Genomic DNA, 24,070 nt, shown 5'->3' on the forward strand with positions numbered 1-24,070 from the left:
GATGCAACAGCGGATGCAGACTCAACAGCAGACGCAGATGCAACATCTGATTCAACATCAGACTCAGATGCAACAGCAGATACAGATGCAACATCTGATTCAACATCAGACTCAGATGCAACAGCGGATGCAGATTCAACATCAGACTCAGACTCAACAGCAGATGCAAGTGCAGATGTAGATTCAACATCAGAATCTAGTGCAAACAATCAATCAAATGCAAACAACAATATAGGACCAATAACTGTTCATACACCTATAAATATATATGTTACTTGTGGATGTTGTGGAAAAAAACATAAATTTGAACATGACGAAATAAATTGCAATAATAACAATTGCGATGATGATAATTGTGATAATGATAATAACAATAACAATAACAATAACAATTGTTGTTAGGACTAGCAAGAAAATAGGAAAATATAATTATTAAAAAATAAGGAGTATATGGGATATGAATTTTAGAAAAAAAATGCAGAGTAGTAAAAGCTCGCATGATAGCAAACACGATAGTAAACATGATAGCCAGCATGATAGCAAACATGATAGCCAGCATGACAACAAACACGATAGCAAACATGATAGTAAGAGTGAACCAATAAAAAATAGTAAAAAAGTGAGCGATTCTAAAACGGTTAAAAAAAGTGGAGACGATGAATAAAAAGTAGATATATATAAATAGAGGAGAGGCTAAAATAACCTCTCCCTTTTAATTTATATGTATTACGTCACCGCTATTTATATCTAGTAAGTTAAATTCCATATCAACTTCATCATCACTTTGATTTATATCTATGATAGCGACTGAATGAGTGCCATCTTTAGGAATTGATGTACTTCCAGGATTTAATACTATTAAATTTTCATCTATATAAAGTTCTTTAACATGAGTATGACCAAGAATAAGTATATCTCCACCCATATTTTTAGCATCTTGTATAGTATCTTCTTTAGACTTAGTATATCCATGAGTCATTATTATTCTAGTTTCACCAAATTGATTCATAACATACGGACTTTGGATAGGATGATTTATAACCATTTGATCAACGTCAGCGTCACAATTTCCCCTAGCGATAATTATATTATTAAGTTCATTAATTTTGGCTATTACTCCTTTTGGATTATAACCTTCTGGAATATCATTTCTAGGTCCATGGTACAGAACATCACCACCATGTAAAATCACATCACACTCAGATAATGCATCTAGTGCCTTTTCAAAATAAAGTAAACTTCCATGAGTATCGCTCATTACACCTATTTTCATTTCATTTCCTCCTAAGTTAAGATTACAAGAATTTTTCAGAAACCCTACTCCAAAATTCATAGTTTGACATTCTGAGTAATTTTATTTTAACATCAGACATAAAAGTTTTAATGCTAGAAATACGATTAAATTTATGCTCGACTCCATCTATTACTATTATAATTGAGTTTTCAAATCTATATTCAGGAGTAATATTTATTACAGAATCATTAGAACATATAATACTAGAAGTAAAACTTCTATAAGCATTTGTATTTATAGGATAAAGTGGAGTAAGCTGCATTAAGCTTATACTTGGATCAACAATACTACCTCCTGCTGCATAATTGTAGGCTGTTGAACCTGTAGGAGTTGATATAATCATTCCATCTCCACTAAATTTTTGTATATGTCTATCATTTATATTTACGTCAATGTGTATAATCCTAGATTTATCTCCTTTTACAACGACTTCATTTATAGCAAATATATCATTACAATGTTTATCAGTACAGATACTAGCACCAAGAAGAGGTATATCTTGTATCAAATAATCTTCATTTATGTATGATGTTATAAATCTATCAATATCATCTGGAGAAATATCTGGGAAAAAGCCAAGGTGCCCTGTGTTTATCCCGACTACTGGAACATCAGGAAAATTAAAATCGTGAACAGTCTTTAAAAAAGATCCATCTCCACCAATTGATATAACAAGTTCTGTATCTGGATGGAAATAATCGATTACCTCAAATCCAGCAGAAATCAGTTTGTTAGTTAATAAGTTTTTCGTTGCAATAGATTTTTTAAGTTCATTTGATTTTACAGTTATAATTTTTCTCATTTTTCCACCCCTCTATACTTTGTATTATAGCATAACTTAATAGGTTAAATTATAGTTAATTAAAAGTAGACAAATAAACTCTTTATACTCAAATAGTTGATTATAGAGGTACATATATAAGATAATACATAAAGAAAGAATTTATGTATACTAAAAATAAGTAAAATTTAAAGTTTATAAACAAATATAAGTAAGATATTAATAATAAAAGGTCTTATCTATTAATCTAAAATAGTATAAAATATATAATGTTATAAGAAAAGAAGGTAGGTGCAGATTTGTTTAAAAAGGAAGAACAAAGGTATAATATCATATCTTATACGAGTGAAGAAAATTCAACGTTAAAAGAGATACTATTAGATAAATTAAATTTCTCTGTAAGATCATTATCAAAGATGAAAAGAGAACAAAGTATGTTAGTAAACGGTGAATTTAAAAAGCCTAGTACTAAAGTTAAAAAAGGTGATTTAATAGAAGTAAAAATAGAAGAAGATATGGCGAATTTTACACCACAAGATTTAAATTTAGACATATTGTATGATGACTTTGATATAATAATGGTTAACAAACCACCGTTTATGGTGGTACATCCGACTAAAAGTCATAGTGAAGGTACAATAGCAAATGGAATAACTGATTATATAATCAAGAAAAATGAAAAAGTTAAAGTAAGGTTTGTAAATAGATTAGATATGAATACATCTGGGTTAGTTATAGTTGCCAAAAATGCTTATGCACATCATACTTTATCATTAGATATGAGTAAAGATAAAGTTGAAAAAACTTACATAACTGTTGTAAAAGGAATAGTAAAAGAAGATTTTGGAACTATAAATCAACCAATATATAGACCCACGGAAGATAGTATAAAAAGAGTTGTGGATGAAAGAGGGCAGGAATCTGTAACTCATTATAAAGTATTAGAAAGATTAAATGATGCTACAGTACTAGAAGTGAAGCTTGAGACAGGGAGAACACACCAAATAAGAGTCCATATGAACTATATAGGTCATGGTATAATAGGTGATGAGCTTTATGGATATGTAGATGAAAATCTCATAAATAGACAAGCATTACATGCATATAGCTTAAAATTTAATCAGCCTAGAACGAAAGAAGAGTTAGAGTTTAAGGCTAATTTACCAAAAGATATAGAAGACTTAATAAATAAGCTAAAATAACAAATATAATTAGAGGTGAGATTATGATAATTCATAAGTTTATAATACATGTATTAGATAAAAATAGTGATGTTCCAATACTAAATGACTATGAGGGAAAAATAAATCCTGAGGTAGATAAGTTTTTCCAAAAAATAATAAAAAGAGTAACTAAAGATGATGATTTAAGAAAAGGAATATTTAAGGATTATAACAATAATATAATAAAAAATTGCTGTGAGCAGATAATATATGATGAAAGCACTTTCTTAGAAAATTCTAAGGAAATAGCAGCATATTTATTTGATATAATGAAAATCAATTCAGAAATAGATTCATGTGATTTAGCAATATGTTTATATACAGTTAAGGATGAAAAATATGTAGCTATACTTAAGCTAGATTATAAAAAACTTTACACTCACTCTATAGAATTTATAGATGATAAGTTTAATATACAAATGGTTGCAAATGAAATAGGTATACCAGAAACAGGAAGACAAAAGCAATGTGCAATTATAGGAGTAAGTGGAATAAATGATGAGTTTCATTTAAGATTGTTAGATAAAGATGCAGAGAAGGAAGAAAGTGAATCAAAGTTCATTAAGGAATTCTTAAATGCAGAAAGAATTGATGATGACAAATATAAGACGAAGGTATTTAAAAAGTCAGCGGAAAATTGGATAACAAATGCATTAACAGAAAATATAAAACAAGCAGAAGATATGAGAAGTGTACTTAATTATACATTAAAAGAAAAGCATGAAATAGATGTGAATGATTTTATAGAAAATAATATAAAAGATGAAAATCTAAAAGAAAGCTTCAAAGAACATATGGAAGATAAGGGATTAGATGAAGGTTTCAATATAGATAAAACATGGGTTGAAAAAAAGCTTAAGAAAAGAAGTATAAAAACGGATAATGGATTTGATTTAAAAGGAAATTTAGAAGATTTTGAAGACCCAATGAAATACAGTGTAAAGCAAAACCCAGATGGAAGTATAGATATAACATTAAAAAATATTAGATTTTACGAAGAGAAGTAGCAAAAAGCACCAAAGACTTATAAAGCTTTGGTGCTTTTTGTATACAAATATTCTGTATTAAACTTTCTGTATTAAACTTAAAATATATGTTTAATTTTTAGAGTAAAGTAATTTCAAGAAATCTGCGCATGTTAAAAATAATATTTTAATTATTAGGAGTAAATTTAATTTTTTAGTGTACATGCAATATATATTATTGAAAGCCATATAAATATAATAGGACTAAAATTGTTACATATTAAGGGGGTAAATATGGAACAACTAAAAGATATGTTAAGAGGGTTTGATTTTGTAGATGATAATCCAATGATATTTTTTTTGATAATAGGATTGGTTGTACTTCTTTTAATTAATTCAAATGGAAACTTAGATTGTTTTTTCGACCAAAATAATTCATTAGTTTGGATTATACTTTTAGTCTTTTTAGTATTTATGCTTGGGAGAAATGATGGTTGCCATGATGATTTTTGCTGTTAATAAGTTAAAACCGAGCTTCATATGCTCGGCTTTATTTCTTTAGATTATTGGTTATCTTCTATATATTTACAGATATCACCTATAGTTTTGAAGTTTTCAGCTTCCTCATCTGGAATTTCTATTCCAAATTCATCTTCAAGAGCCATTATAACTTCAACAGCATCTAAAGAGTCAGCTTCTAAATCTTCTATTAAAGAAGTATCTTTAGTCATTACATTTGTGTTATCTATTCCTAATTGTTCAGCTATTATTGATTTTATTTTTTCAAACATGGTTTAACCCTCCTAGAAACGGTTTATAAATTTACTTGTAGTTTAATATAATATTAAAAATTTTTCAATAGAGTTTTTAAGAAAATGTAATAAACTTTTTTAATGAGAATATAAATTAATATATAAATTTTATACATAGGAGGAATTGTTATGAAGTATATAAGTTTACTAATATCTTCAATTGGAGTATTTTTAGTAATATTAGGAAATTTTTATTATAATTCAGTAACATTAGATATGCAAAAGATTAAAGATTATGTGGCAGAAACAAATATTATACTAGAAGATATAATAGATAAGGAATATTATGTATTAGAAAATAAACAAGACTATATAAAAAGACTTAATAGTCTTAAAGAAGGATTAAATAATACTGATACAACATTTTTAATAGATAATTATAAAAACTATAAGGTAAAGTCCATAGATAGTTTAGTAAAAAGCTTAAAAGAGACAGAAGGTAAAAAGATATATTTAGGAGAAGTAGAAAAGTACAATAAATTATGTGATAGAGAGATTGATAGGTTAATAATCAATAAAAACTTAGTATAGTAATCTTATATACATTTAATAAAGACATCATGAATTAAAAGGGGGGGGTTTAATGGCAAAATTAGAAGATACCCTAACTCGTTTGTTTGGAGGGAATAATAATATTTTAAACAATAGAATGCTAATAGTTATAGTATTAGTATTTATTGTTATATTTACAGATTTATTAGATGACTTTCTAGAAAACGATAATGCTTGGATGTGGATTATATTAGTACTACTTTTATTATTTAATTTTGATGAAAGTCTTTGTTAATAAGCTTTTTTAAAGAAATCATTTGATTTCTTTTTTTGTGTCAAAAAATTTAGTAATAGACAAATATATTATGATTTAATTTAATAAAAGGGTAACAATTTTACACATTATTACATAATATTTATTAAATAGTTAGTAATATACTATTATTCATAAAATTAAAGGTGGGATATTAATGTCAACAGATCAAGGATTATCAAGATTCTTTGGAGGAGGATTATTTGGCAACACTGGTCTAATAGTATTGATAGTAATAGGTGTAATACTTTTACTAGGAGATGATCTTCTTGAATGGATATTATGTGATGATATGGGTATTATTTGGATAGTTCTTATAATACTTTTATTGACTAATTTTGATTTTGATTGTGGATGTGGATGTTGTTAATAAAGAACTCTATTTAGAGTTCTTTATTAACAAATAATTTTATAAATTATAAAAAAATAATAACACTTTTTGAAAAATTACATACTATGTATTAAGTGGGCAAAAGCCCTAACGAGACATAAATATACTTCACTAAAGAATTATTCTTATGTAGGGGGGATTTTTGTGAGTAGCAAATTAAGTAGAGTTTTTGATTGTATGGGAGGAGGAGGATGGTGGATAATAATACTATTCTTCTTGTTCTTAGTTTTCCAAGAATGTTGGAGCGATATATGCATAACTGACTGGATTCCATTCCTAATATTATTATTAATAGTGTGTTCATGTGTAGGAGTTAATGATGGAGATTTTGGATGCTGTGAGGCTAACTTCGACTGTGGATGCTAAATAAGAAAACAAAAGAGTGCTTTGCATTCTTTTGTTTTTTTATTTTAAATTATAAAAATAAAAATTATACAAACTAATATCACAAATTTAATTTCTTGCATATTATATGTTAAGAGTGAAAACTCAAATTATAATAACAACAGGAGGTAGCAAAATGTTAGATAGATTATTTGGTGGTTGTGATGGTTTCTTTGGAGGTGCTTGGTGGATAATAATATTATTCTTCTTATTCTTAGTATTTGGAGAACAATGGTGTGAAATAGAAATAGTTGAATGGATACCATTCTTAATATTACTATTAATAGTTTGTAGTTGTGGAGAAATTGGAGGAGATTGTTAGTAAAATTAAAAAATAAAAAACATTATGAGTAACAAAAATTTAAAAGATTCATATTATATACTATACAAAATTTTAGATTATGTATAGACATCTAAAAGTTAATTCATTAAAAAATTTATCAAAGGGAGGAATTTGTTATGCTAGATAGATTTTTTGGAGATTGTGGATTTTTCGCAGGTGGAGCTTGGTGGATAATAGTATTATTCTTCTTATTCTTAGCTTTCCAAGAATGTTGGAGTGAGATTTGTATAACTGATTGGATACCATTCTTAATATTATTATTAATAACATGTTCTTGTGGAGGTCTTTTCGAAGACGGAGATTGCTGTTAATATTTACCAAAAAAGCAACGGTGTTAAATACCGTTGCTTTTTTTTTAATTTAGAGATAAAATATTTACTTATGAAGGTAAATTAATACGCTGTTTTTGGGTATAAAAATTATATTACATAATAAAACTAATAAATAATCGTCTTAAAATATTTATAAAATTTATAATATATGGTAAAATTAAAATTTAAGAAAGTAGACGGATTAAACTTTAAAATACATAAAATATGTATAAGGAGGAACTAAAATGAAAAGCAACATAACTATAAAAGATGTGGCAAAAAGAGCTGGAGTTTCTATATCTACGGTATCGAGAGTTATAAATGATTCAAAACCAGTTACTGATGAAGTAAAGCAAAAAGTTTTAGATGTTATAAAGGAAACAGGTTATATACCAAACCCTCTAGCTCGAAGTTTAGTTACTAAAAAAAGTCAGCTAATAGGAGTTATAGTACCAGAAGTATCGGATTCTTTTGTAAATGAAATATTAAATGGTATAGAGGAAGTAGCTAAAATGTATGATTATGAGATATTATTAGCTAATACTTACTCAAATAAAGAACAAGAATTAAAAAGTATAAATTTACTAAGAGCAAAACAAGTTGAAGGTATCGTTATGATATCTTGGAAAGTAGAAGAAGATCATATAAACTATATACAAAACTGTGGAATACCAGCAACTTATATAAGTAAAACAGCAAGAAATTATGATATATATACAGTAAGTACAAGTAATAAAGAAGCTACTTATGATATGACTAAATATCTTTTAGATAAAGGGCATGAAAAAATAGCATTTGTGATGACTAGTAAAGATGATACAGTACTTGAAATGGAAAGATTATCGGGATATGAAGAAGCCTTAAATGAAAGAAATATACAATTAGATAAGAGCTTAGTTAAATATGGTGGAACTACTTATGAAGCTGGATATGAAAGTATGAAAGAACTACTTGATGAAGGAATAATACCTCATGCAGCATTTGTAACGGGAGATGAAGCTGCAATAGGAGCCATAAATGCAATATGCGATGCTGGATATAAAGTACCGGAAGATATATCAGTTGCAGGATTTAATGATGTAAAAATAGCTAATATGTATAGACCAAAATTAACTACAGTACATCAACCATTATATGATATGGGAGCTGTAGCTATAAGAATGGTAATCAAAATGATAAATAAAGAACAGTTAGACGAAAAGAAAATAGAATTACCATACAGAATAGTTGAAAGAGAAAGTGTAATAGAAAGATAATAAAAAAGTGTCTTAAAATAATACTAGCATTATTTTAAGACACTTTTTTATTATAGCTATATCATATAATTTTAATTATTATTAAGGAGGATTGCATAAAAAAGTATAGAAGTCTTTTAAATAGAATATATTTTTACATTGGGGAGGTTATGCTGTGGGGATAATTACACTAAATGGAAATGATTTAACCATAGAAGATGTTGTAAAAGTAGCAAGGAATGATTATAAGGTAAAGCTTAGTAAGGAAGCTATAGATAATATTCAAAAATCTAGAGCTTTAGTAGATAAATTCGTGAAAGAAGATAAAGTATCTTATGGAATAACTACAGGCTTTGGAAGATTTTCAGATATAGTTATATCTAAAGATGACGCAAAAGAATTACAAAGAAATTTAATTATAAGTCATTCTTGTGGAGTGGGAAATCCACTAGACGAAGAAATAGTAAGAGCTATTATGCTACTTAGAATAAATGCTTTGTCAAAGGGATATTCAGGGATAAGATTACAAACATTAGAAGTATTAATAAGTATGGTAAATGAAGGAGTACATCCTATAATACCAGAGAAAGGTTCACTTGGTGCATCTGGAGATTTAGCGCCACTATCTCATATGGTTTTAACTATGATAGGAGAAGGTGAAGCTATATATAAAGGTGAAAGATTACCTTCAAAAGAAGCAATGAAAAAAGCAAACATAGATATATTAGAAGACTTATCTTATAAAGAAGGTTTAGCTCTTATAAATGGAACACAAGTTATGACGGCAATAGGTTTATTAACACTATATGACTCCATAAATCTATTAAAGCATGCAGATATAGCATTAGCTTTAACTATGGAAGGTTTAAATGGAATATCTTGTGCAATGGACGAGAAGGTTCATAGAGTAAGACCACATAAAGGTCAAATAAATACAGCTAAAAATATATTAAATATAGTTAAAGATAGTGAAATGACAACAAAACAAGGAGAAATAAGAGTACAAGATGCATATTCATTAAGATGTTCTCCTCAAATACATGGTGCTAGCAAAGATGCTATAGAATATGTTAAAAATAAAGTAAATATAGAGATCAACTCAGTAACAGACAACCCAATAATATTTCCAAATCAAGAAGAAGTTATATCAGGTGGAAACTTCCACGGACAACCAATGGCATTAGCTTTTGATTTTTTATCAATAGCATTAGCAGAGATAGCTAATATATCAGAAAGAAGATTAGAAAAATTAGTAAACCCAGCAATAAATCATAATTTGCCAGCATTTTTAGTAAATAAAGGTGGATTAAACTCAGGATTTATGATTGTGCAGTATAGTGCAGCATCTCTAGTATCTGAAAACAAAGTTTTAGCACATCCAGCAAGTGTAGATTCAATACCATCATCAGCAAATCAAGAAGATCATGTTTCTATGGGAACTATAGCAGCTAGAAAAGCAAGAGAAATAATGAAAAATACTAGAAAAGTATTATCAATGGAAATATTAGGAGCAGTCCAAGCCATAGATTTAAGAGAAAATAATAATTTAGGAGTAGGAAGTAAGGCTGCCTATAAAGTTGTGAGAGATAATATACCATTTGTTGATAAAGATAGGATAATGTATAAAGATATTGATAAATGCGAAGATATAATAATTTCAAATTTAATAATTGATAAAGTAGAAGAAGCTATAGAAGAAGATATTTTAGTAAATGAAGAAATTCCAGAAGTAAGTTTTATATAAAGCACTATAAGGAGGATGCTAATGGAGAAAACATTAAATATTTTAAATCAAGAAATATTTGAAGGAATGTCTATAAAAATTAATGAAATACCTAAAGATAATTGTGAATTTATTAAAGGAATAAGAAGAGCGCCAAAAAGAGAGGCAAAACTATCTAAAGAGGATATAAAGTTAGCGCTTAAAAATGCATTAAGATATATACCTGAAAATTATCATGAAGAATTAGCACCAGAGTTTTTAAAAGAACTAATGACAATGGGAAGAATATATGGATATAGATTTAGACCAAAAGGAAATATAAAAGGAAAATCTATAGAAGAGTATGAAGGAAAATGTATAGAAGGTAAAGCCTTTCAGGTTATGATAGATAATAACCTAGATTTTGATATAGCTCTTTATCCATATGAGCTTGTAACTTATGGAGAAACAGGGCAAGTGTTTCAAAATTGGATGCAATATGTACTGGTTAAAGAGTATCTAAAAGTTTTAACTGAAGATCAAACATTAGTTATACAATCTGGCCATCCATTAGGTCTTTTTAAGTCAAAACCAGATGCCCCAAGAGTAATACTTACAAATGGTCTTATGATAGGAATGTTTGATAACCAAGAAGAATGGAAAAGAGCAGCTGCTATAGGTGTTTCAAATTATGGACAGATGACAGCTGGAGGATGGATGTATATAGGTCCGCAAGGAATCGTTCATGGAACTTATTCAACACTTTTAAATGCAGGAAGATTAGTACTAGGTTTAGGGAAGGAAGAAGATTTAAAAGGCAAACTATTTGTAACTTCGGGCCTTGGAGGAATGAGTGGTGCTCAAGGTAAGGCTATAGAAATTGCTGGTGGAGTAGGTATAATAGCTGAAGTTGATTATTCAAGAATAGAAACAAGATATAATCAAGGTTGGGTTAGTAAAATTGCTAATACCTGTGAAGAAGCATTTAATTTAGCGAAGGAGTATATGGACAAAAGAAAAGAATGTGCCATTGCATATCATGGAAATATAGTAGATTTATTAGAATATGCTGTTAATAATAACATATTTATAGACTTACTTTCTGACCAAACATCTTGTCATGCTGTTTATGATGGAGGATACTGCCCACAAGGTATTACATTTGAAGAAAGAACAGAGCTTTTAGATAAGAATAAAACTAGATTTATAGAACTTGTAAATAAAACTCTAGTAAATCATTTTAATTTGATAAAAGAACTTAATAAAAGAGGAACATATTTCTTTGATTATGGTAACAGTTTTATGAAAGCTATATATGATGCAGGGTGTAAGGAAATATCAAAAAGTAAAGTAGATGAAAAAGATGGATTTATATTCCCATCATATGTTGAAGATATACTAGGGCCTCAATTGTTTGACTATGGATATGGTCCATTTAGATGGGTATGCCTATCAGGAAAAGAAGAAGACTTAGAAAAAACAGATAAAGCAGCGATGGAGATAATAGATCCAGACAGAAGATATCAAGATAGAGATAACTGGATATGGATAAGAGATGCAAAGAAAAATGCTTTGGTTGTAGGTACTCAAGCTAGAATATTATATCAAGATGCTATGGGAAGAACTAACATTGCACTTAAATTTAATGACATGGTAAGAAAAGGTGAAATAGGACCAGTAATGTTAGGTAGAGATCACCATGATGTGTCAGGTACAGATTCTCCATTTAGAGAGACATCAAATATAAAAGATGGAAGTAATATAATGGCTGATATGGCAACTCATTGTTTTGCAGGTAATTGTGCAAGAGGAATGAGTTTGGTAGCTCTTCACAATGGAGGAGGAGTTGGTATAGGTAAATCTATAAATGGCGGGTTTGGAATGGTATTAGATGGATCTTTAAGAGTTGACGATATATTAAGAAGTTCTATGCCTTGGGATGTTATGAGTGGTGTTGCAAGAAGAGCATGGGCTAGAAATGAAAATTCTATAAGTACAGTTATTGAATATAATAAAATGTGTAAAGGCAAAGATCATATAACATTACCATATTTGGTAGAAGAAGAAGTTATAGATGAGATTATAGAGAATTTAAATTTTTAGCAAATTATTATAGAAAATATTAACCACATAATAAATTTTAAATTCTATATAAAACATATAAAGTTATAGGGGGGGGAAGTATATGGCCGTAGTTCAATGCGTACCAAATTTTAGTGAAGGAAGAGATTTAGAAAAAATAGAGAAAATAGTAGAACCACTAAGAAAAAAAGAAGGTGTAAAGCTATTAAACTATGAAGCTGATAAAAATTACAATAGACTGGTTGTAACAGTTATAGGAGAACCACAACAAGTTAAAAAGGCAGTGTTTGAGTCTATAGAAGTTGCTAAAAATATAATAGATATGAATAATCATAAGGGGCAACATTCAAGATTTGGTGCAACTGATGTTTGTCCATTTATACCTATAAAAGATATGACTATGGAGGATGCTGTCAATTTAGCTAAAGAACTTGGAAGAGAAGTTTCAGATAAATTAAGTATACCAGTATTTTTATATGAAGATGCAGCGACAAAACCTGATAGACAAAATCTTGCTAACGTAAGAAAAGGAGAATTTGAAGGTTTAGATGAAAAGCTAAAAGATAGCAATTGGATACCTGATTTTGGAGAAGCTAAAAAGCATGAAAGCGCAGGTGCAATAGCTATAGGTGCTAGGAGACCTCTTATTGCATATAATATAAACCTTGATACTGATAACATAGAAATTGCAAATAAAATAGCTAAAACTATTAGACACTCAAGCGGAGGTTATAGGTATATAAAAGCGGGACCTGTTGAAATACCAGAAAGAAAAATTACTCAAGTAACGATGAATCTAACTGATTACACAAAAACTAGTATGTATAGGGCTTTTGAAGCTGTAAAAATGGAAGCTAGAAGGTTTGGAGTAAATGTTACTGGAAGTGAAGTAGTAGGACTTTGCCCTATGGAGGCACTTATAGATGTTGCTTCTTATTATTTAGGATTAGAAAACTTTGATTTAGAAAAAGTATTAGAAACTAGTTTGATGGAGTAATAGTATGATAGCAGATTTGATTATAAAAAACATTGGTAAATTAGCTACTTGTAAAAGTGATGAAACTAAAAGTAAAAAAGATATGAGCAATATAGAAATGATAGAAGATGCATATATATCAATAAAAGATGGTAAATTCATTTCAATAGGAAGTAAAGATGATTATCATAGCATGATAGATGAAAAAACAGAGGTAGTAGATGCAAATGGTTTATTAGTAACACCAGGGCTTATAGATTCACATACTCATTTAGTGCATGGCGGATCAAGAGAAAATGAATTTTATAAGAAACTTTTGGGTGTTTCTTATATAGATATATTAAAACAAGGTGGAGGAATTTTAAGCACGGTTAATGCTACTAAAATATCTACTAAAGAAGAATTATACGATAAAGCTAAAAAAAGCTTAGATAGAATGTTAGAGTTTGGAGTAACAACAGTAGAAGCTAAGAGTGGTTATGGATTAGAATTAGATACAGAAATAAAACAACTTGAAGTTGCAAAAGAGTTAGATAATGATCATCCTATAGATTTAGTACATACATATTTAGGAGCACATGCTATACCGTTAGAATGTAGAGAAAATCATGATGAGTTTATATTTAAAATATTAGAAGACATGAAGAAGATAAAGGAATTAGATTTAGCTGAATTTTGCGATGTATTTTGTGAAGATAGTGTATTTTCAATAGAAGAAAGTGAATTAATACTTAAAAAGGCAAAGGAATGTGGATATAAACTAAAAATTCATGCTGATGAGATTGTATCACTAGGAGGAGCAGAGCTTTCTGCAAAATTAGGCTGTATATCAGCCGACCATTTAATGGCAGCTAGTGAAGATGGTATTAAAATGATGGCAAAAGAAAATGTAGTAGCTAATATTCTTCCAGCAACATCATTTAATTTAAATAAATCATATGCAAATGCAAGAAAAATGATAGATTTAGGTGTTAGAGTAGCTATATCTAGTGATTATAATCCAGGGAGTTGTCCAAGTGAAAATCTTCAATTTGCAATGCAATTAGGATGTTTAGGATTGAAAATGACTCCAAATGAAGTTTTAAATGCAGTAACTATTAATGCATCGTATTGTATTGATAGGCAATATGAAATAGGATCAATAGAAGTCGGTAAAAGAGCAGATTTTGTTATATTTGATTCTCCTAATATAGAATACTTAATGTATCACTTTGGAATAAACCATGTAGATAGAGTTTATAAAGATGGAAAACTAGTAGTAAAAGATAAGCGTGTATGTTATAACAATTAAAGGATGGGGAAAGTATGAAATTAATAGATATGAGTTTAAATGAATTTTCTGATGAAGTAGATTCTAGCTCACCAGCTCCTGGTGGAGGTTCAGTAGCTGCTTTAGCTAGTAATATAGGGGTAGGACTTTGCAAAATGATGGCTCATTTAAGTTTTGGAAAGAAAAAATATGAAAATTTAGATGAAGCTACAAGAATAGAATTTGTAAATATATTTAATCAACTATCAGATATAAGGCAAGAACTAGTAAACTTAGTTGATAAAGATACAGAAGCATTTAATGAAGTTATGAAGGCTTTAAAAATGCCTAAAAATAGTGAGGAAGAAATAAAAAATAGAAATAGTGCAATTCAAGATGCAACTTTATTTTCAATAGAAGTTCCGTATAAGACAGCAGAATTATCACTAGAAGCATTAAAATTAGTAGATTATATAGCTACTTATGGAAATCAAAATGCCATAACAGATATAGGTGTAGGGACATTAATGATTTATACAGGGTTAGAAGGTGCTATACTTAATGTAAAGGTAAATTTATCTAGTATTAAGGATGATAATACAAAAAATCACTATACTAAATGTTGTGGTGAAATATTAGAGCTAGGAAATAAGATTAAAGATAAGGTAATAGAGGATATACATTCTAAAATAAGTTAAAAAAAGCTATCCTAATTTTAGGATAGCTTTTTTTATTTATGGTCTTTTAGTTTTTTTGACTTTTTTAACTACTTTTTTTGGATGTGCTGGGGAAGATGACTCACTAGGAGAAGATATTTTGTTTTTGCTAGGCTTAGACTTTTTACTAGATTTAGAATTTTTAGATTCACTAGTAGAAGCTCCAGATCCTTTTTTAGTTTTAGATTTCTTAGCATTAATTTTATTTTCAATTTCAGCATCAGATATTTTTTTCATTATAACATCTAGTTTATTTCGCTGTTCTTCATCTAGGAAAGTCTTAAATTTAGAGACAACTTCATCTCTTCCCTTTAGAGTTTGACCTATTTTGATTAGTTCATCCATTAACTCACCTTCAGACTTACCTTTATAGCTGTCAGCAATTTGTTCTATTTTATCTTTATCTATATTTTTTTCTTTAGCCATTTTCTCTAGAGCTTCTGCATTTATCTTTTTCATAAAAATGCCCCTTTCTATAATATATATTGAATTTTTCTCATACTATTTATATATAGAAAAAATTATAAAATGTGAAGAGATTCTATCTTAGATAAAAATTTCTATAGATAATATATATGCACACGAAATAAAAAAAAGTAACACTAATAACAAATAAAACATAAATATATATGAGGGAGAAGTATATTTTAAGGGGTGACGATTATTGAATAATCTACTTTTAATACTTGGAATGATTGCACTTAGTAACGGGAATATATCATTAGGAGATTTATCCTTATTTGATAATAAAAATAAAGCTAAATCAAAGGGGGTTAAGGAAAATATTGATATGACTCAAAAAAATGATAGAAATAGTAGAGATAAAACAAAAAAAGTAAGAGTTAATAAAAAAAGAAGAAAAAAGAGTAGTGATAATTCAAATAATAATTCTATTGCATTTAGTATAAATGATATAAATAAAGGTTTAAAACTTATGGATTTAAGTGATGAAGATTTAGAGCGTGGCATGGAAATAATAACTAGAACTAAAAAGTATATGTCACAAGATGAAAGAAAGTTTTTAGTTAAGATTGAGAGTGTATTAGACTTAGTTAGGGGAATAAAGAAACTTAGTTCAATAGAGGATATCGAGGAAGAAGAAACAAACTTTTTTAGATGTATGGATGAGGAAGATAAGAAGAATATGATGATTAGGGAAATTTTAGAAGTTTTTCCTGAAAAAAGGAAAGAATCTATAGAAAAGGCTATAGATATGAAAAAGAAAATAGATTTATTTGCAGAATTATTTTTACCAGATGATATAGAAGAAAATGGATTTAGTATAAGTTCTCTAGCGAGTTTAAATAATTTGGGAAGCATGAATAATTTAAAATTATTGGGAAGCCTTTTAAGAGTCGATGATGATAAAGATGATAAAAAATATTATAGTTATGATAGTGAATATGATGCATATGATGATTTTAATGAAGATGATGACGACTTTTGTGAGTACATAGATGATTTAGATGAATAATATGGAAATATATCTTAATATTTCATTAATTACTATATAAAACTACTTTTAAAATTACTGATTTTGTTATATAATAAGTATATAAAATCCTGAAGCATACGATATTGCTTATTTAAATTCAACCGACAAATGTTATAAGGGAGACTAAGTCTAATGATGGATAACAAGCCTAGTTTTTAACTGGGAAGTTAAAAGTTATTGGCAGGTCACCCACCTGGGAGTATCTCGGGTATGAATTTACGTAAGCTAACGGTGTTTCGGGATTTTAAATTAAAAGAGTGTTGCAAAAGCAACACTCTTTTAATTTAAAATCCCAATATACCTATGTCATCAAAAGTAGTAAATACTGAAGTTGTATTGTAATCTAAGTCATATTTATAATTAGAGTAAAATAAAGATCTAGTAAACTCTTCCTCTAAACTAAACTCATCAATCTTATGATCACTCCAAGTCTTTCCTAAATCATTTGAAATAGATGTATGTAATCTATTATAGTTAACCCACATAATATATATATCATATTTAAATTTCATAATACTTGGATACATGCAGGATGAAGAACCTGTTATATATTTAGATATATTAATATCTAGTTTATTATCCATTAAATAACCATTTATATATTTAACAGCATACCCATTATCAACATTTTCACAAAATACTATATGACAAAAGTTTAGGCTATCTTTTAATACAGATAAGTATATTTTATTTTTTCTTGTATTAGTTAATTGAGAAGGCTTAGACCAAGTTGAAGTACTTAAATTAAACTTTGACATAAAAACTTCTTCAAATCCGTTTACGAGGTTTAGGTAAAAAACTGTAGGTGAGTTTTGAATCCAAATCACTGTGAAATTATTTAAAATAGTATTATTTATAAAATCTATTTTATTTTCCGTCCAAACACCATTTAATTTATGATGGTGAATAAGTGCACAAATATTACCGCTATCATTGCTATAAACATAGTATAAAATATGAATTTCATTATCTAATTTTTTAATATAAGGAAATAATAAAGTAAACTTATTGCTATTATAAGTAAACACATCAAAATTAGTAAATGTAGTTTCAGAATTTTTTATATCAACTAATTTTAAGCTATTATCTATGTAAATACCATATATGTTATCATTATTATCTAGGTTAAAATAAAACTTGGTAAAATCTAAAGGTTTATCTGTAATATATGTTGATTTGATCAGATTACTATAGGTATCAAAATAATCATAAGTTAAAACATTAGATGTTCTAAATCTAAATATATCCTTGTTAGAACGTCTAATTATTGTATGGCAATCATTAACAAAACCCAAAAAATCATCTCCCTGTAAATTAATTCATATTAAATGTATATTGTCATAATAGAAAATTATTCTAGTTTTAGTAAATAGAAGTACAAGTAAGTAACAAATCATAAGTTAAATGCATAATATTTATTAAGCGTGAAAAGCTGAATATTAACAATAATTCATTTAAGGGGAGGACATTATATGCAAGATTTAAAAAGAAATAGAAAAAGAGTTCCTAATCAGCATATAGATCAAATGGAAAACGACTGTTTAGAAGAACATGTAAGTCAAGAAGTAGATGATGATTTAACTAGAGGATGTGGATGTAAAAAAGACTCAAACTGTGATAAACATTCAGATTGTAACCACAATATGAAGTGCGAGTGCGAGTGTGTATGTCATCCAGAACCACAGTGCTGTGAGCCTTGTGAACCAGATGCTGATACATGTATAAAAAATAAATGTGGACCTGAGTGTCTTGGTCCTATAAATCCACCAAGATTTAATGTATCAAACAGTGTACCAGTTGCAATTGAGGCCAATAGGATATTTGATACTATGGTATTTCAAACATTTACAGATGCAACAGCTCCAAATGGTGCTCCATTAGTATTTGATGTTGAATTAGTAGAAATAAATGGTCCAATACCTAGAGTAGGTCAAGTAAATGTAGAAATAGAAAAAATTTGTATAAACCATAATGGAATAATAATAAATACAGGAATGACAACTTTAGAAGATTTTGATATAGAACCGTTAGAACCAACAGTAGGAAAAAGATGTGAAACTACTTTTGAATATGCAGTATGTGGAGAAACACATAGAAGATGTTGTAATAGGGGAAAAGGACAATCAGTAGTATATAAACAAAAAGGATTAAGTGTACTTGTAGAAGATTTAGTACTAGAATTAAGAGGAAGATGCGGATGCACAGAATTTATAGCTTTTGCATTTCCTGCTGTAAAATGCCATGGAGGTCAATCTAAGAGATGCCGTGATGTTGAATTCTTATTTAATACATTATCAGCACCAATAGGTGTGCCATCAGATGGAAGAGGATTTACATTAAGACAAGAATTCCAAACACATTTAACAGTAGATTGTATCGGAAAAGCTTTACTAAGCTGTATAGATCATGATGATTGTGAATGTCATTGTGAATTAAGCATACCAAATGATATAGATTTAATACTTTGCTTACAAAATAATGTCAGTACTTTAATTAATGAGCAACTAGTTGTTTTAACTTCACCAAATGGTGTGCAACCAAGAGTTGTAGATACATTCTCTAAAGTTTGTGACTTTGGAAGTTGTGGAGAATAGTATATAAAGGAAAAAGAGCTATCTGTTTTAGATAGCTCTTTTTCATATTTTATATGTTATCCCATAACAATATTCAAAAATATCATCTTTTATAGTTGTTTTACCTTCATTTGAACATCTACTTGAATGAATGGTATTTTCAATATTAGATTTAGACCATTGTTTAGAACTACTATTAAAAAAAAGTTTAGATGTAGTTCGATCAGAAGATGAAGAAGGTTTATATTCTAGTACTATATTTGAAAAATCATCTATATCAAGTTTATAAAAGTATCCATTATCTTTTAGAACATTATCAATTATATATTTAGATAATCGATAATTAGGTACATCAAAGTTAAAGTGAGATAGCTTATGCAAATTATCTGATAGAGGGTATTTTTCGACGATAAAAACATTTAAGGAATCATCAATAGAATACAATCTCATATCCTTAATATTTTTTGTAGTATTAAGGGCTTTCAAAATAGATTTTTTTTTCCAAGAGCCATTGTGCTTGAGAAAATGATTTAGTCTACCCCTAGTGTCAAGTGCACAGATATGTATATTACTAGAATTATCTATAGTTGCGCAATAAGAATGTATATTGTGAGATAATCTTTCTGTTTGCCCATTTATATTTTTAATATATAAAACATTTTTATCTGTATATATATAAAATGGATTAATATTTTTCATAATAACCTCCTAAGATTTAATATTTTTAGAAAAGTTTTTTAAAGTTTTGATAACAACAAAAATATGTAATATACATGTGAAAAATGACATTAAAGTTGTTGTATAGATATATGCATAAATATTTAGATTAGGTAGAGGAGTAAGTAAATATACTCCAAATAGCTGAATACACATACTAAAAATAGTAATTAAACTTGAAATTACCTCTTTCCTTATAGAATGAAGTATGCCTGATAATGTCTGATTTAAAGACATAAATAGAGGTATTAACCACATTGATTTTAAGTAAGTACCTGCGAGTTCATTATCATATACTAAAAGGCATAATTTTTCACCAAATATATAAAAAAATACTGATGAAAATATTCCTACACCTAGTGTTAAAAGCATAGCAAAATTAATTTTTTCTTTTACACTTTTGTATCTACCAAGCGACATCTCTTGAGATATGCTAGGTATCAAGTTTACAATTAATGCAGAACCTAAGGTAAATGGTAAGTATATAAAAGGCATAACCATCCCATTTATAACACCATACATGCTTAATGCTTGACTATAGCTAATGCCTGATAAGACTAGCCTAGAAGGAACAATTATAGAGCTTAAAGAATGAAGTAATATATTTGACATACGATTGCAAGTTATAGGAATAGACATTTTAATAGTTTCTATAGAAGCATTGTAAAAATCATTTATTTTTATAGTATAGGTATTATATAAATTTGAGTTTTTATATAAGCAAATTGATATATATAATATATTTATGGCCTCTCCAATAGAAATACCTAAAAGTGCAATATAACAATTAAAAGATTTATTATTTATAAATAAAATAGTTAAAGCTACGAAAAATATTCTACTTAATTGCTCTAGAACTTGCCCTATAGCAGGAACTACGACTTCCTTCAAACCATAGTAGTATCCTCTTAATATATTTGATACTGTTATAAGGACTATTGCTGGACAGATAGATAAAATTAATAAACTTAAATTAGCATCTTTTAATAGTTTTAATGACAAAAAACGGGCATTAAAAGCTATTATAAGAGAAATCACAAGTGATATAAAAAATGCTACATAAAGTGTAGATATAAACAATACATTGCTATTGTGTTTATCATTAAGAGCCTTTTTATTAGCAACTAAACAACTCAAAGTAGTAGGTATACCTGTAGTAGTTAAAGCTAAGCAAATCATTAAGAAATTAAATAATATATGGTATATTCCAAGACCAATTTCACCAATTGACCTTGATAAAAATATTTTATATAAAAAACCAATTACCCTAACTATTAAGTTGGAAATAAACAACACGGCTGTAGAAAAAATAAGATTGGGTATTCTCAATAAATCACCCCCTTATGTTTAAATATATTCATAAGGAGGTGAAAAAATAATTATATATTTACAAATTCAGGTTTCATATTGGTAAATTTACATACATGATTAAATCCTACTTCTTTTAGATAAGAGTAAATATAATCAAATTGATATGCTATTTGAGATGGATGGTGAGAATCAGATCCTGTAGTTATTATTTCACCACCTAAGTCTTTATACATATTTATTATACTTCTTGAAGGTGTTAAGTCAGGAAGATTATATCTATAACAAGATGTATTTATCTCAATTCCTTTTCCATCTTGTATAACTTGTTTTAATATAGCTTCTATTATATCTGAAAATAAGCTATCATCTAAAATATTTTTATAATCTCCATATCTTTTAACTAGATCTAGGTGTCCTAATACAGAATAGTCTTTGTAGTTTTTAACAATATTATATAGTTCTTTAAAATAAGCTTCATAAGCTTGATGTTGAGTTTTATCTTTAAAAAACTCGCCAAAATATAAGTCAATTCTATCTATAGCATGTAAAGAACATATTATAAAGTCAAAAGGATATTTATTAGCATCATTACTGCACTTAGTTATTATTTGCTTTTGAAGACCAAGTTCTATACCTTTTTTTATAGATATTTGATTAGCATATTTAGATTTAAAGAAATCTAATTTTTCAAAGTATTTATCATAATCAATACCCCAATCAAAATCATTTGCAAGGTCATAATCAACATGATCTGTAAAGCATATTTCTTTAAGACCCAAGTCTATTGATTTTTTAATCATATCTTCCATATCGGTCTTACTATCATTTGAGAAACTTGAGTGCATATGGTAATCATAAAACATAAAAACTTCCCCTTTTTGATAAAATTTTGGTATTATATACATAATAAATCTTATCAAATATAGTAATAACCATCAAGTGATAATATCAAAGAAGCAAGTGGGGATAGTATGGAAAAATATAACTTAGATTTAATCAAAGATAGTCCTAAATATTTACAAATATATAATCATGTAAAGAGACTTATATGTGAAAATAAAATAAAGGAATATGAAAAGCTACCGCCAATAAGAACGTTAGCAAAGTTAATAGGGGTTAATAATACGACAATAGTAAAGGCATATGAATTATTAGAAAAAGAAGGATATGTCAATAAAAGTATGGGAAGTGGAACTTTTGCTACATCTATAAATCAAGAAAGTTCAAGTACTATACAAAGAAAAGAAGGTATAATAAGTTTTGATACAGGAAATCCTTCTACAGAAATATTTCCAATAGATGATTTTAAAGAGGCTATAAATATGGCCTTGACTAATGAAGGAAGTACTATATTCGAATATGATGAAGGTTTAGGATATGAACCATTAAGAGAAAAAATAGCACAATATCTACATAATAAAGATATAAATACAACTAAGGATAATCTACAAATAATATCAGGAGCTCAGCAAGGTATAGACATTGTTTGCAAAGGTCTTATAAATTACTCAGATGTAGTATATGTTGAAGAGCCAACTTATAATGGAGCTATAGAAGTATTTAAGAGTAGAGGAGCAAAGATAATATCAATACCAATGTTAGATGATGGAATCGATATAGGAGTATTAAAACTTAAACTTGAAAAGATAAAGCCTAAAATAATATATACTATGCCAAATTTTCAAAATCCAACAGGCATATCATATTCTACATATAAAAAGAAAAAACTAATAGAACTAGCTGAAAAATATGATTTTTATATAGTAGAAGATGATTTTATAAGTGATTTTAAATTTAATTCTCTTGATAATAAACCATTAAAGAGTTATGATGATAAAAATAGGGTTATATACATAAAAAGTTTTTCTAAAATATTTATGCCTGGACTTAGAATAGGTATAGTTGAAATTCCAAGTGAATTACTAAAAAAGGTACTTTGGGCTAAGTACTCATCTGATATATCAACGCCAGGTTTGATTCAAAAATCAATGTATTATTATATGGAAAACTTTAATTGGGATGAATATCTTAAAGGTGTGGAAAGTCAATATACACAAAAATATAATTTGGCAAAAGAGTTGATATATAATAAATTAAGCGATAGACTAAAGATAAGAAATGGAAGTGGAGGTATTAACTTTTTTATAGAACTACCAAGAGGCTATTTATCACATGACTTAACAGAATTTTTATTAGATAAAGGAGTATCTGTTCTTCCAGGAACTTACTTTTTTGATAATATAGTAGATGATAGGTTTTTTAGGATAAATATAGCTAGGGCAAGTATACAAGATATAGAAAAGGGAATATCTATAATAAGTGATAACTTAGACGAATTTCTTTATAAATATAAAGATAATATAACAATAAAAAATAATAAATTTTTTTATTAAGACAAGAAAATAGAAAGGAGAATACTTAAAATAAATTTATTTTAAGTAGAATGAAATAATGTTTGATCAAAAGAAACTAGACAGAATAAATGAATTAGCTAAAAAGAATAAAGCAGAAGGATTAACAAAAGAAGAAACTATAGAAAGAGAAGGATTAAGAAAAGAATATCTAGAACATTTTAGAGCGCACTTTAGATCTAGATTAGATAATATAAAGGTAGTATCAAAAGAAGAATACGACGAGCATATGAAAAATAACCAAAATAGTCAAAACTAAATATAATATAAATTTAATAATTACTTAAGGAGGGG

The 24,070-nt window shown here is 27.8% G+C and carries 29 protein-coding genes and 1 other RNA gene; 22 read left to right on the forward strand and 8 right to left on the reverse strand.

Going from position 1 to position 24,070, the window contains the following annotated elements:
• Both I1959_RS00005 and I1959_RS00010 read left to right on the forward strand, forming a co-directional pair.
• A partial coding sequence (locus I1959_RS00005; RefSeq protein ID WP_195236795.1) for a hypothetical protein occupies nt 1–402 on the forward strand: 402 nt, incomplete at its 5' end.
• A 55-nt stretch (nt 403–457) separates the two neighbouring features.
• Nucleotides 458–664: a hypothetical protein gene (locus tag I1959_RS00010; protein WP_195236796.1), complete on the forward strand. Its 207-nt coding sequence runs from the start codon at nt 458–460 to the stop codon at nt 662–664.
• Nucleotides 665–712: 48 nt separating this feature from the next.
• Here the strand turns inward: I1959_RS00010 and yfcE are convergent, their stop codons facing one another.
• Nucleotides 713–1,273, reverse strand: a complete 561-nt coding sequence (yfcE, locus tag I1959_RS00015) for a phosphodiesterase (RefSeq protein ID WP_092927354.1) — start codon at nt 1,271–1,273, stop codon at nt 713–715.
• Between the two features lie 22 nt (nt 1,274–1,295).
• Nucleotides 1,296–2,096, reverse strand: a complete 801-nt coding sequence (locus I1959_RS00020; RefSeq protein WP_092927352.1) for an NAD(+)/NADH kinase — start codon at nt 2,094–2,096, stop codon at nt 1,296–1,298.
• A gap of 278 nt (nt 2,097–2,374) precedes the next feature.
• Between I1959_RS00020 and I1959_RS00025 the strand changes: the two genes are divergently transcribed.
• The 3 genes from I1959_RS00025 (at nt 2,375) to I1959_RS00035 (ending at nt 4,782) form a co-directional block, all read left to right on the forward strand.
• Entirely contained in the window at nt 2,375–3,277 is a 903-nt protein-coding gene (locus I1959_RS00025; RefSeq protein WP_195236797.1) for an RluA family pseudouridine synthase, read from the forward strand.
• Between the two features lie 23 nt (nt 3,278–3,300).
• Nucleotides 3,301–4,305, forward strand: a complete 1,005-nt coding sequence (locus I1959_RS00030; RefSeq protein WP_195236798.1) for a nucleoid-associated protein — start codon at nt 3,301–3,303, stop codon at nt 4,303–4,305.
• A 252-nt stretch (nt 4,306–4,557) separates the two neighbouring features.
• Nucleotides 4,558–4,782, forward strand: a complete 225-nt coding sequence (locus I1959_RS00035) for a hypothetical protein (RefSeq protein WP_092927346.1) — start codon at nt 4,558–4,560, stop codon at nt 4,780–4,782.
• Between the two features lie 44 nt (nt 4,783–4,826).
• Here the strand turns inward: I1959_RS00035 and acpP are convergent, their stop codons facing one another.
• A complete protein-coding gene (acpP, locus tag I1959_RS00040; RefSeq protein WP_092927344.1) occupies nt 4,827–5,054 on the reverse strand; it encodes an acyl carrier protein in 228 nt (75 codons plus the stop codon).
• A gap of 150 nt (nt 5,055–5,204) precedes the next feature.
• Between acpP and I1959_RS00045 the strand changes: the two genes are divergently transcribed.
• The 12 genes from I1959_RS00045 to I1959_RS00100 all read left to right on the forward strand — a co-directional run bounded on the left by I1959_RS00045 (nt 5,205) and on the right by I1959_RS00100 (nt 15,251).
• Nucleotides 5,205–5,606, forward strand: coding sequence for a hypothetical protein (locus I1959_RS00045; RefSeq protein ID WP_092927342.1), 402 nt, complete (start codon nt 5,205–5,207; stop codon nt 5,604–5,606).
• 52 nt (nt 5,607–5,658) lie between these two features.
• Nucleotides 5,659–5,862, forward strand: coding sequence for a hypothetical protein (locus tag I1959_RS00050; RefSeq protein ID WP_092927340.1), 204 nt, complete (start codon nt 5,659–5,661; stop codon nt 5,860–5,862).
• A 175-nt stretch (nt 5,863–6,037) separates the two neighbouring features.
• Nucleotides 6,038–6,250, forward strand: coding sequence for a hypothetical protein (locus I1959_RS00055; RefSeq protein WP_092927338.1), 213 nt, complete (start codon nt 6,038–6,040; stop codon nt 6,248–6,250).
• A 165-nt stretch (nt 6,251–6,415) separates the two neighbouring features.
• Entirely contained in the window at nt 6,416–6,637 is a 222-nt protein-coding gene (locus tag I1959_RS00060; RefSeq protein WP_330383780.1) for a hypothetical protein, read from the forward strand.
• A gap of 154 nt (nt 6,638–6,791) precedes the next feature.
• The gene (locus tag I1959_RS00065) at nt 6,792–6,977 is read left to right on the forward strand and encodes a hypothetical protein (RefSeq protein ID WP_092927336.1); all 186 of its coding nucleotides are present in this window, start codon (nt 6,792–6,794) and stop codon (nt 6,975–6,977) included.
• A gap of 137 nt (nt 6,978–7,114) precedes the next feature.
• Nucleotides 7,115–7,309, forward strand: a complete 195-nt coding sequence (locus I1959_RS00070; RefSeq protein WP_092927334.1) for a hypothetical protein — start codon at nt 7,115–7,117, stop codon at nt 7,307–7,309.
• Between the two features lie 245 nt (nt 7,310–7,554).
• The gene (locus I1959_RS00075; RefSeq protein WP_166504885.1) at nt 7,555–8,565 is read left to right on the forward strand and encodes a LacI family DNA-binding transcriptional regulator; all 1,011 of its coding nucleotides are present in this window, start codon (nt 7,555–7,557) and stop codon (nt 8,563–8,565) included.
• Between the two features lie 154 nt (nt 8,566–8,719).
• Nucleotides 8,720–10,288 carry a histidine ammonia-lyase gene (gene hutH / locus I1959_RS00080; protein ID WP_166504886.1) on the forward strand — a complete coding sequence of 523 codons (1,569 nt, stop codon included), beginning with the start codon at nt 8,720–8,722 and terminating at the stop codon, nt 10,286–10,288.
• Between the two features lie 21 nt (nt 10,289–10,309).
• Nucleotides 10,310–12,349, forward strand: a complete 2,040-nt coding sequence (locus I1959_RS00085; protein ID WP_195236799.1) for a urocanate hydratase — start codon at nt 10,310–10,312, stop codon at nt 12,347–12,349.
• An 82-nt stretch (nt 12,350–12,431) separates the two neighbouring features.
• Complete coding sequence (gene ftcD, locus I1959_RS00090) at nt 12,432–13,325, forward strand: glutamate formimidoyltransferase (RefSeq protein ID WP_092927326.1); 894 nt, start codon at nt 12,432–12,434, stop codon at nt 13,323–13,325.
• A 4-nt stretch (nt 13,326–13,329) separates the two neighbouring features.
• A complete protein-coding gene (gene hutI / locus I1959_RS00095; protein WP_195236800.1) occupies nt 13,330–14,595 on the forward strand; it encodes an imidazolonepropionase in 1,266 nt (421 codons plus the stop codon).
• A gap of 14 nt (nt 14,596–14,609) precedes the next feature.
• Entirely contained in the window at nt 14,610–15,251 is a 642-nt protein-coding gene (locus I1959_RS00100) for a cyclodeaminase/cyclohydrolase family protein (protein WP_195236801.1), read from the forward strand.
• A gap of 36 nt (nt 15,252–15,287) precedes the next feature.
• Here the strand turns inward: I1959_RS00100 and I1959_RS00105 are convergent, their stop codons facing one another.
• Complete coding sequence (locus I1959_RS00105; protein ID WP_092927320.1) at nt 15,288–15,728, reverse strand: hypothetical protein; 441 nt, start codon at nt 15,726–15,728, stop codon at nt 15,288–15,290.
• Between the two features lie 232 nt (nt 15,729–15,960).
• Here I1959_RS00105 and I1959_RS00110 point away from each other — a divergent pair, with 232 nt between their 5' ends.
• Together I1959_RS00110 and ssrS are read left to right on the forward strand one after the other, a co-directional pair.
• On the forward strand, nt 15,961–16,743 hold the full coding sequence (locus I1959_RS00110) for a hypothetical protein (RefSeq protein WP_195237118.1): 783 nt from the start codon (nt 15,961–15,963) through the stop codon (nt 16,741–16,743).
• 83 nt (nt 16,744–16,826) lie between these two features.
• A non-coding RNA gene (ssrS, locus tag I1959_RS00115) (6S RNA) lies at nt 16,827–17,011 on the forward strand.
• A 37-nt stretch (nt 17,012–17,048) separates the two neighbouring features.
• On the opposite strand, the gene I1959_RS00120 is transcribed toward ssrS, so the two are convergent.
• Nucleotides 17,049–18,059: a hypothetical protein gene (locus I1959_RS00120; protein ID WP_195236802.1), complete on the reverse strand. Its 1,011-nt coding sequence runs from the start codon at nt 18,057–18,059 to the stop codon at nt 17,049–17,051.
• A gap of 177 nt (nt 18,060–18,236) precedes the next feature.
• On the opposite strand from I1959_RS00120, the gene I1959_RS00125 reads away from it, so the two are divergent.
• Nucleotides 18,237–19,358 carry a hypothetical protein gene (locus I1959_RS00125; protein ID WP_195236803.1) on the forward strand — a complete coding sequence of 374 codons (1,122 nt, stop codon included), beginning with the start codon at nt 18,237–18,239 and terminating at the stop codon, nt 19,356–19,358.
• Nucleotides 19,359–19,400: 42 nt separating this feature from the next.
• Here the strand turns inward: I1959_RS00125 and I1959_RS00130 are convergent, their stop codons facing one another.
• From I1959_RS00130 to I1959_RS00140, 3 genes are read right to left on the reverse strand one after another with little or no spacing between them, the layout of a single operon-like run.
• On the reverse strand, nt 19,401–20,036 hold the full coding sequence (locus I1959_RS00130) for a hypothetical protein (RefSeq protein WP_195236804.1): 636 nt from the start codon (nt 20,034–20,036) through the stop codon (nt 19,401–19,403).
• 9 nt (nt 20,037–20,045) lie between these two features.
• Nucleotides 20,046–21,383 carry a polysaccharide biosynthesis protein gene (locus I1959_RS00135; RefSeq protein WP_195236805.1) on the reverse strand — a complete coding sequence of 446 codons (1,338 nt, stop codon included), beginning with the start codon at nt 21,381–21,383 and terminating at the stop codon, nt 20,046–20,048.
• Nucleotides 21,384–21,433: 50 nt separating this feature from the next.
• Nucleotides 21,434–22,228, reverse strand: a complete 795-nt coding sequence (locus tag I1959_RS00140) for a histidinol-phosphatase HisJ family protein (RefSeq protein ID WP_092927310.1) — start codon at nt 22,226–22,228, stop codon at nt 21,434–21,436.
• 108 nt (nt 22,229–22,336) lie between these two features.
• Between I1959_RS00140 and pdxR the strand changes: the two genes are divergently transcribed.
• Nucleotides 22,337–23,758 (forward strand): MocR-like pyridoxine biosynthesis transcription factor PdxR, encoded by a 1,422-nt coding sequence (gene pdxR / locus I1959_RS00145; protein WP_092927308.1) that lies wholly within the window; start codon nt 22,337–22,339, stop codon nt 23,756–23,758.
• 58 nt (nt 23,759–23,816) lie between these two features.
• Nucleotides 23,817–24,035 (forward strand): DUF896 domain-containing protein, encoded by a 219-nt coding sequence (locus I1959_RS00150; protein ID WP_092927306.1) that lies wholly within the window; start codon nt 23,817–23,819, stop codon nt 24,033–24,035.
• Nucleotides 24,036–24,070: the final 35 nt, after the last annotated feature.

Origin of the sequence: Romboutsia sp. 1001285H_161024_C4 (genome assembly GCF_015550185.1) — a bacterium.
Lineage (GTDB): Bacteria > Bacillota > Clostridia > Peptostreptococcales > Peptostreptococcaceae > Romboutsia_C > Romboutsia_C hominis.

Bases quoted from the DNA above. Each gene is read 5' to 3' on its own strand.
- I1959_RS00010 (WP_195236796.1), top strand. From the start codon at position 458: ATGAATTTTAGAAAAAAAATGCAGAGTAGTAAAAGCTCGCATGATAGC.
- yfcE (WP_092927354.1), bottom strand. From the start codon at position 1,273: ATGAAAATAGGTGTAATGAGCGATACTCATGGAAGTTTACTTTATTTT.
- I1959_RS00020 (WP_092927352.1), bottom strand. From the start codon at position 2,096: ATGAGAAAAATTATAACTGTAAAATCAAATGAACTTAAAAAATCTATT.
- I1959_RS00030 (WP_195236798.1), top strand. From the start codon at position 3,301: ATGATAATTCATAAGTTTATAATACATGTATTAGATAAAAATAGTGAT.
- I1959_RS00035 (WP_092927346.1), top strand. From the start codon at position 4,558: ATGGAACAACTAAAAGATATGTTAAGAGGGTTTGATTTTGTAGATGAT.
- acpP (WP_092927344.1), bottom strand. From the start codon at position 5,054: ATGTTTGAAAAAATAAAATCAATAATAGCTGAACAATTAGGAATAGAT.
- I1959_RS00045 (WP_092927342.1), top strand. From the start codon at position 5,205: ATGAAGTATATAAGTTTACTAATATCTTCAATTGGAGTATTTTTAGTA.
- I1959_RS00050 (WP_092927340.1), top strand. From the start codon at position 5,659: ATGGCAAAATTAGAAGATACCCTAACTCGTTTGTTTGGAGGGAATAAT.
- I1959_RS00055 (WP_092927338.1), top strand. From the start codon at position 6,038: ATGTCAACAGATCAAGGATTATCAAGATTCTTTGGAGGAGGATTATTT.
- I1959_RS00065 (WP_092927336.1), top strand. From the start codon at position 6,792: ATGTTAGATAGATTATTTGGTGGTTGTGATGGTTTCTTTGGAGGTGCT.
- I1959_RS00070 (WP_092927334.1), top strand. From the start codon at position 7,115: ATGCTAGATAGATTTTTTGGAGATTGTGGATTTTTCGCAGGTGGAGCT.
- I1959_RS00075 (WP_166504885.1), top strand. From the start codon at position 7,555: ATGAAAAGCAACATAACTATAAAAGATGTGGCAAAAAGAGCTGGAGTT.
- I1959_RS00085 (WP_195236799.1), top strand. From the start codon at position 10,310: ATGGAGAAAACATTAAATATTTTAAATCAAGAAATATTTGAAGGAATG.
- ftcD (WP_092927326.1), top strand. From the start codon at position 12,432: ATGGCCGTAGTTCAATGCGTACCAAATTTTAGTGAAGGAAGAGATTTA.
- hutI (WP_195236800.1), top strand. From the start codon at position 13,330: ATGATAGCAGATTTGATTATAAAAAACATTGGTAAATTAGCTACTTGT.
- I1959_RS00100 (WP_195236801.1), top strand. From the start codon at position 14,610: ATGAAATTAATAGATATGAGTTTAAATGAATTTTCTGATGAAGTAGAT.
- I1959_RS00105 (WP_092927320.1), bottom strand. From the start codon at position 15,728: ATGAAAAAGATAAATGCAGAAGCTCTAGAGAAAATGGCTAAAGAAAAA.
- I1959_RS00110 (WP_195237118.1), top strand. From the start codon at position 15,961: ATGATTGCACTTAGTAACGGGAATATATCATTAGGAGATTTATCCTTA.
- I1959_RS00125 (WP_195236803.1), top strand. From the start codon at position 18,237: ATGCAAGATTTAAAAAGAAATAGAAAAAGAGTTCCTAATCAGCATATA.
- I1959_RS00130 (WP_195236804.1), bottom strand. From the start codon at position 20,036: ATGAAAAATATTAATCCATTTTATATATATACAGATAAAAATGTTTTA.
- I1959_RS00140 (WP_092927310.1), bottom strand. From the start codon at position 22,228: ATGTTTTATGATTACCATATGCACTCAAGTTTCTCAAATGATAGTAAG.
- pdxR (WP_092927308.1), top strand. From the start codon at position 22,337: ATGGAAAAATATAACTTAGATTTAATCAAAGATAGTCCTAAATATTTA.
- I1959_RS00150 (WP_092927306.1), top strand. From the start codon at position 23,817: ATGTTTGATCAAAAGAAACTAGACAGAATAAATGAATTAGCTAAAAAG.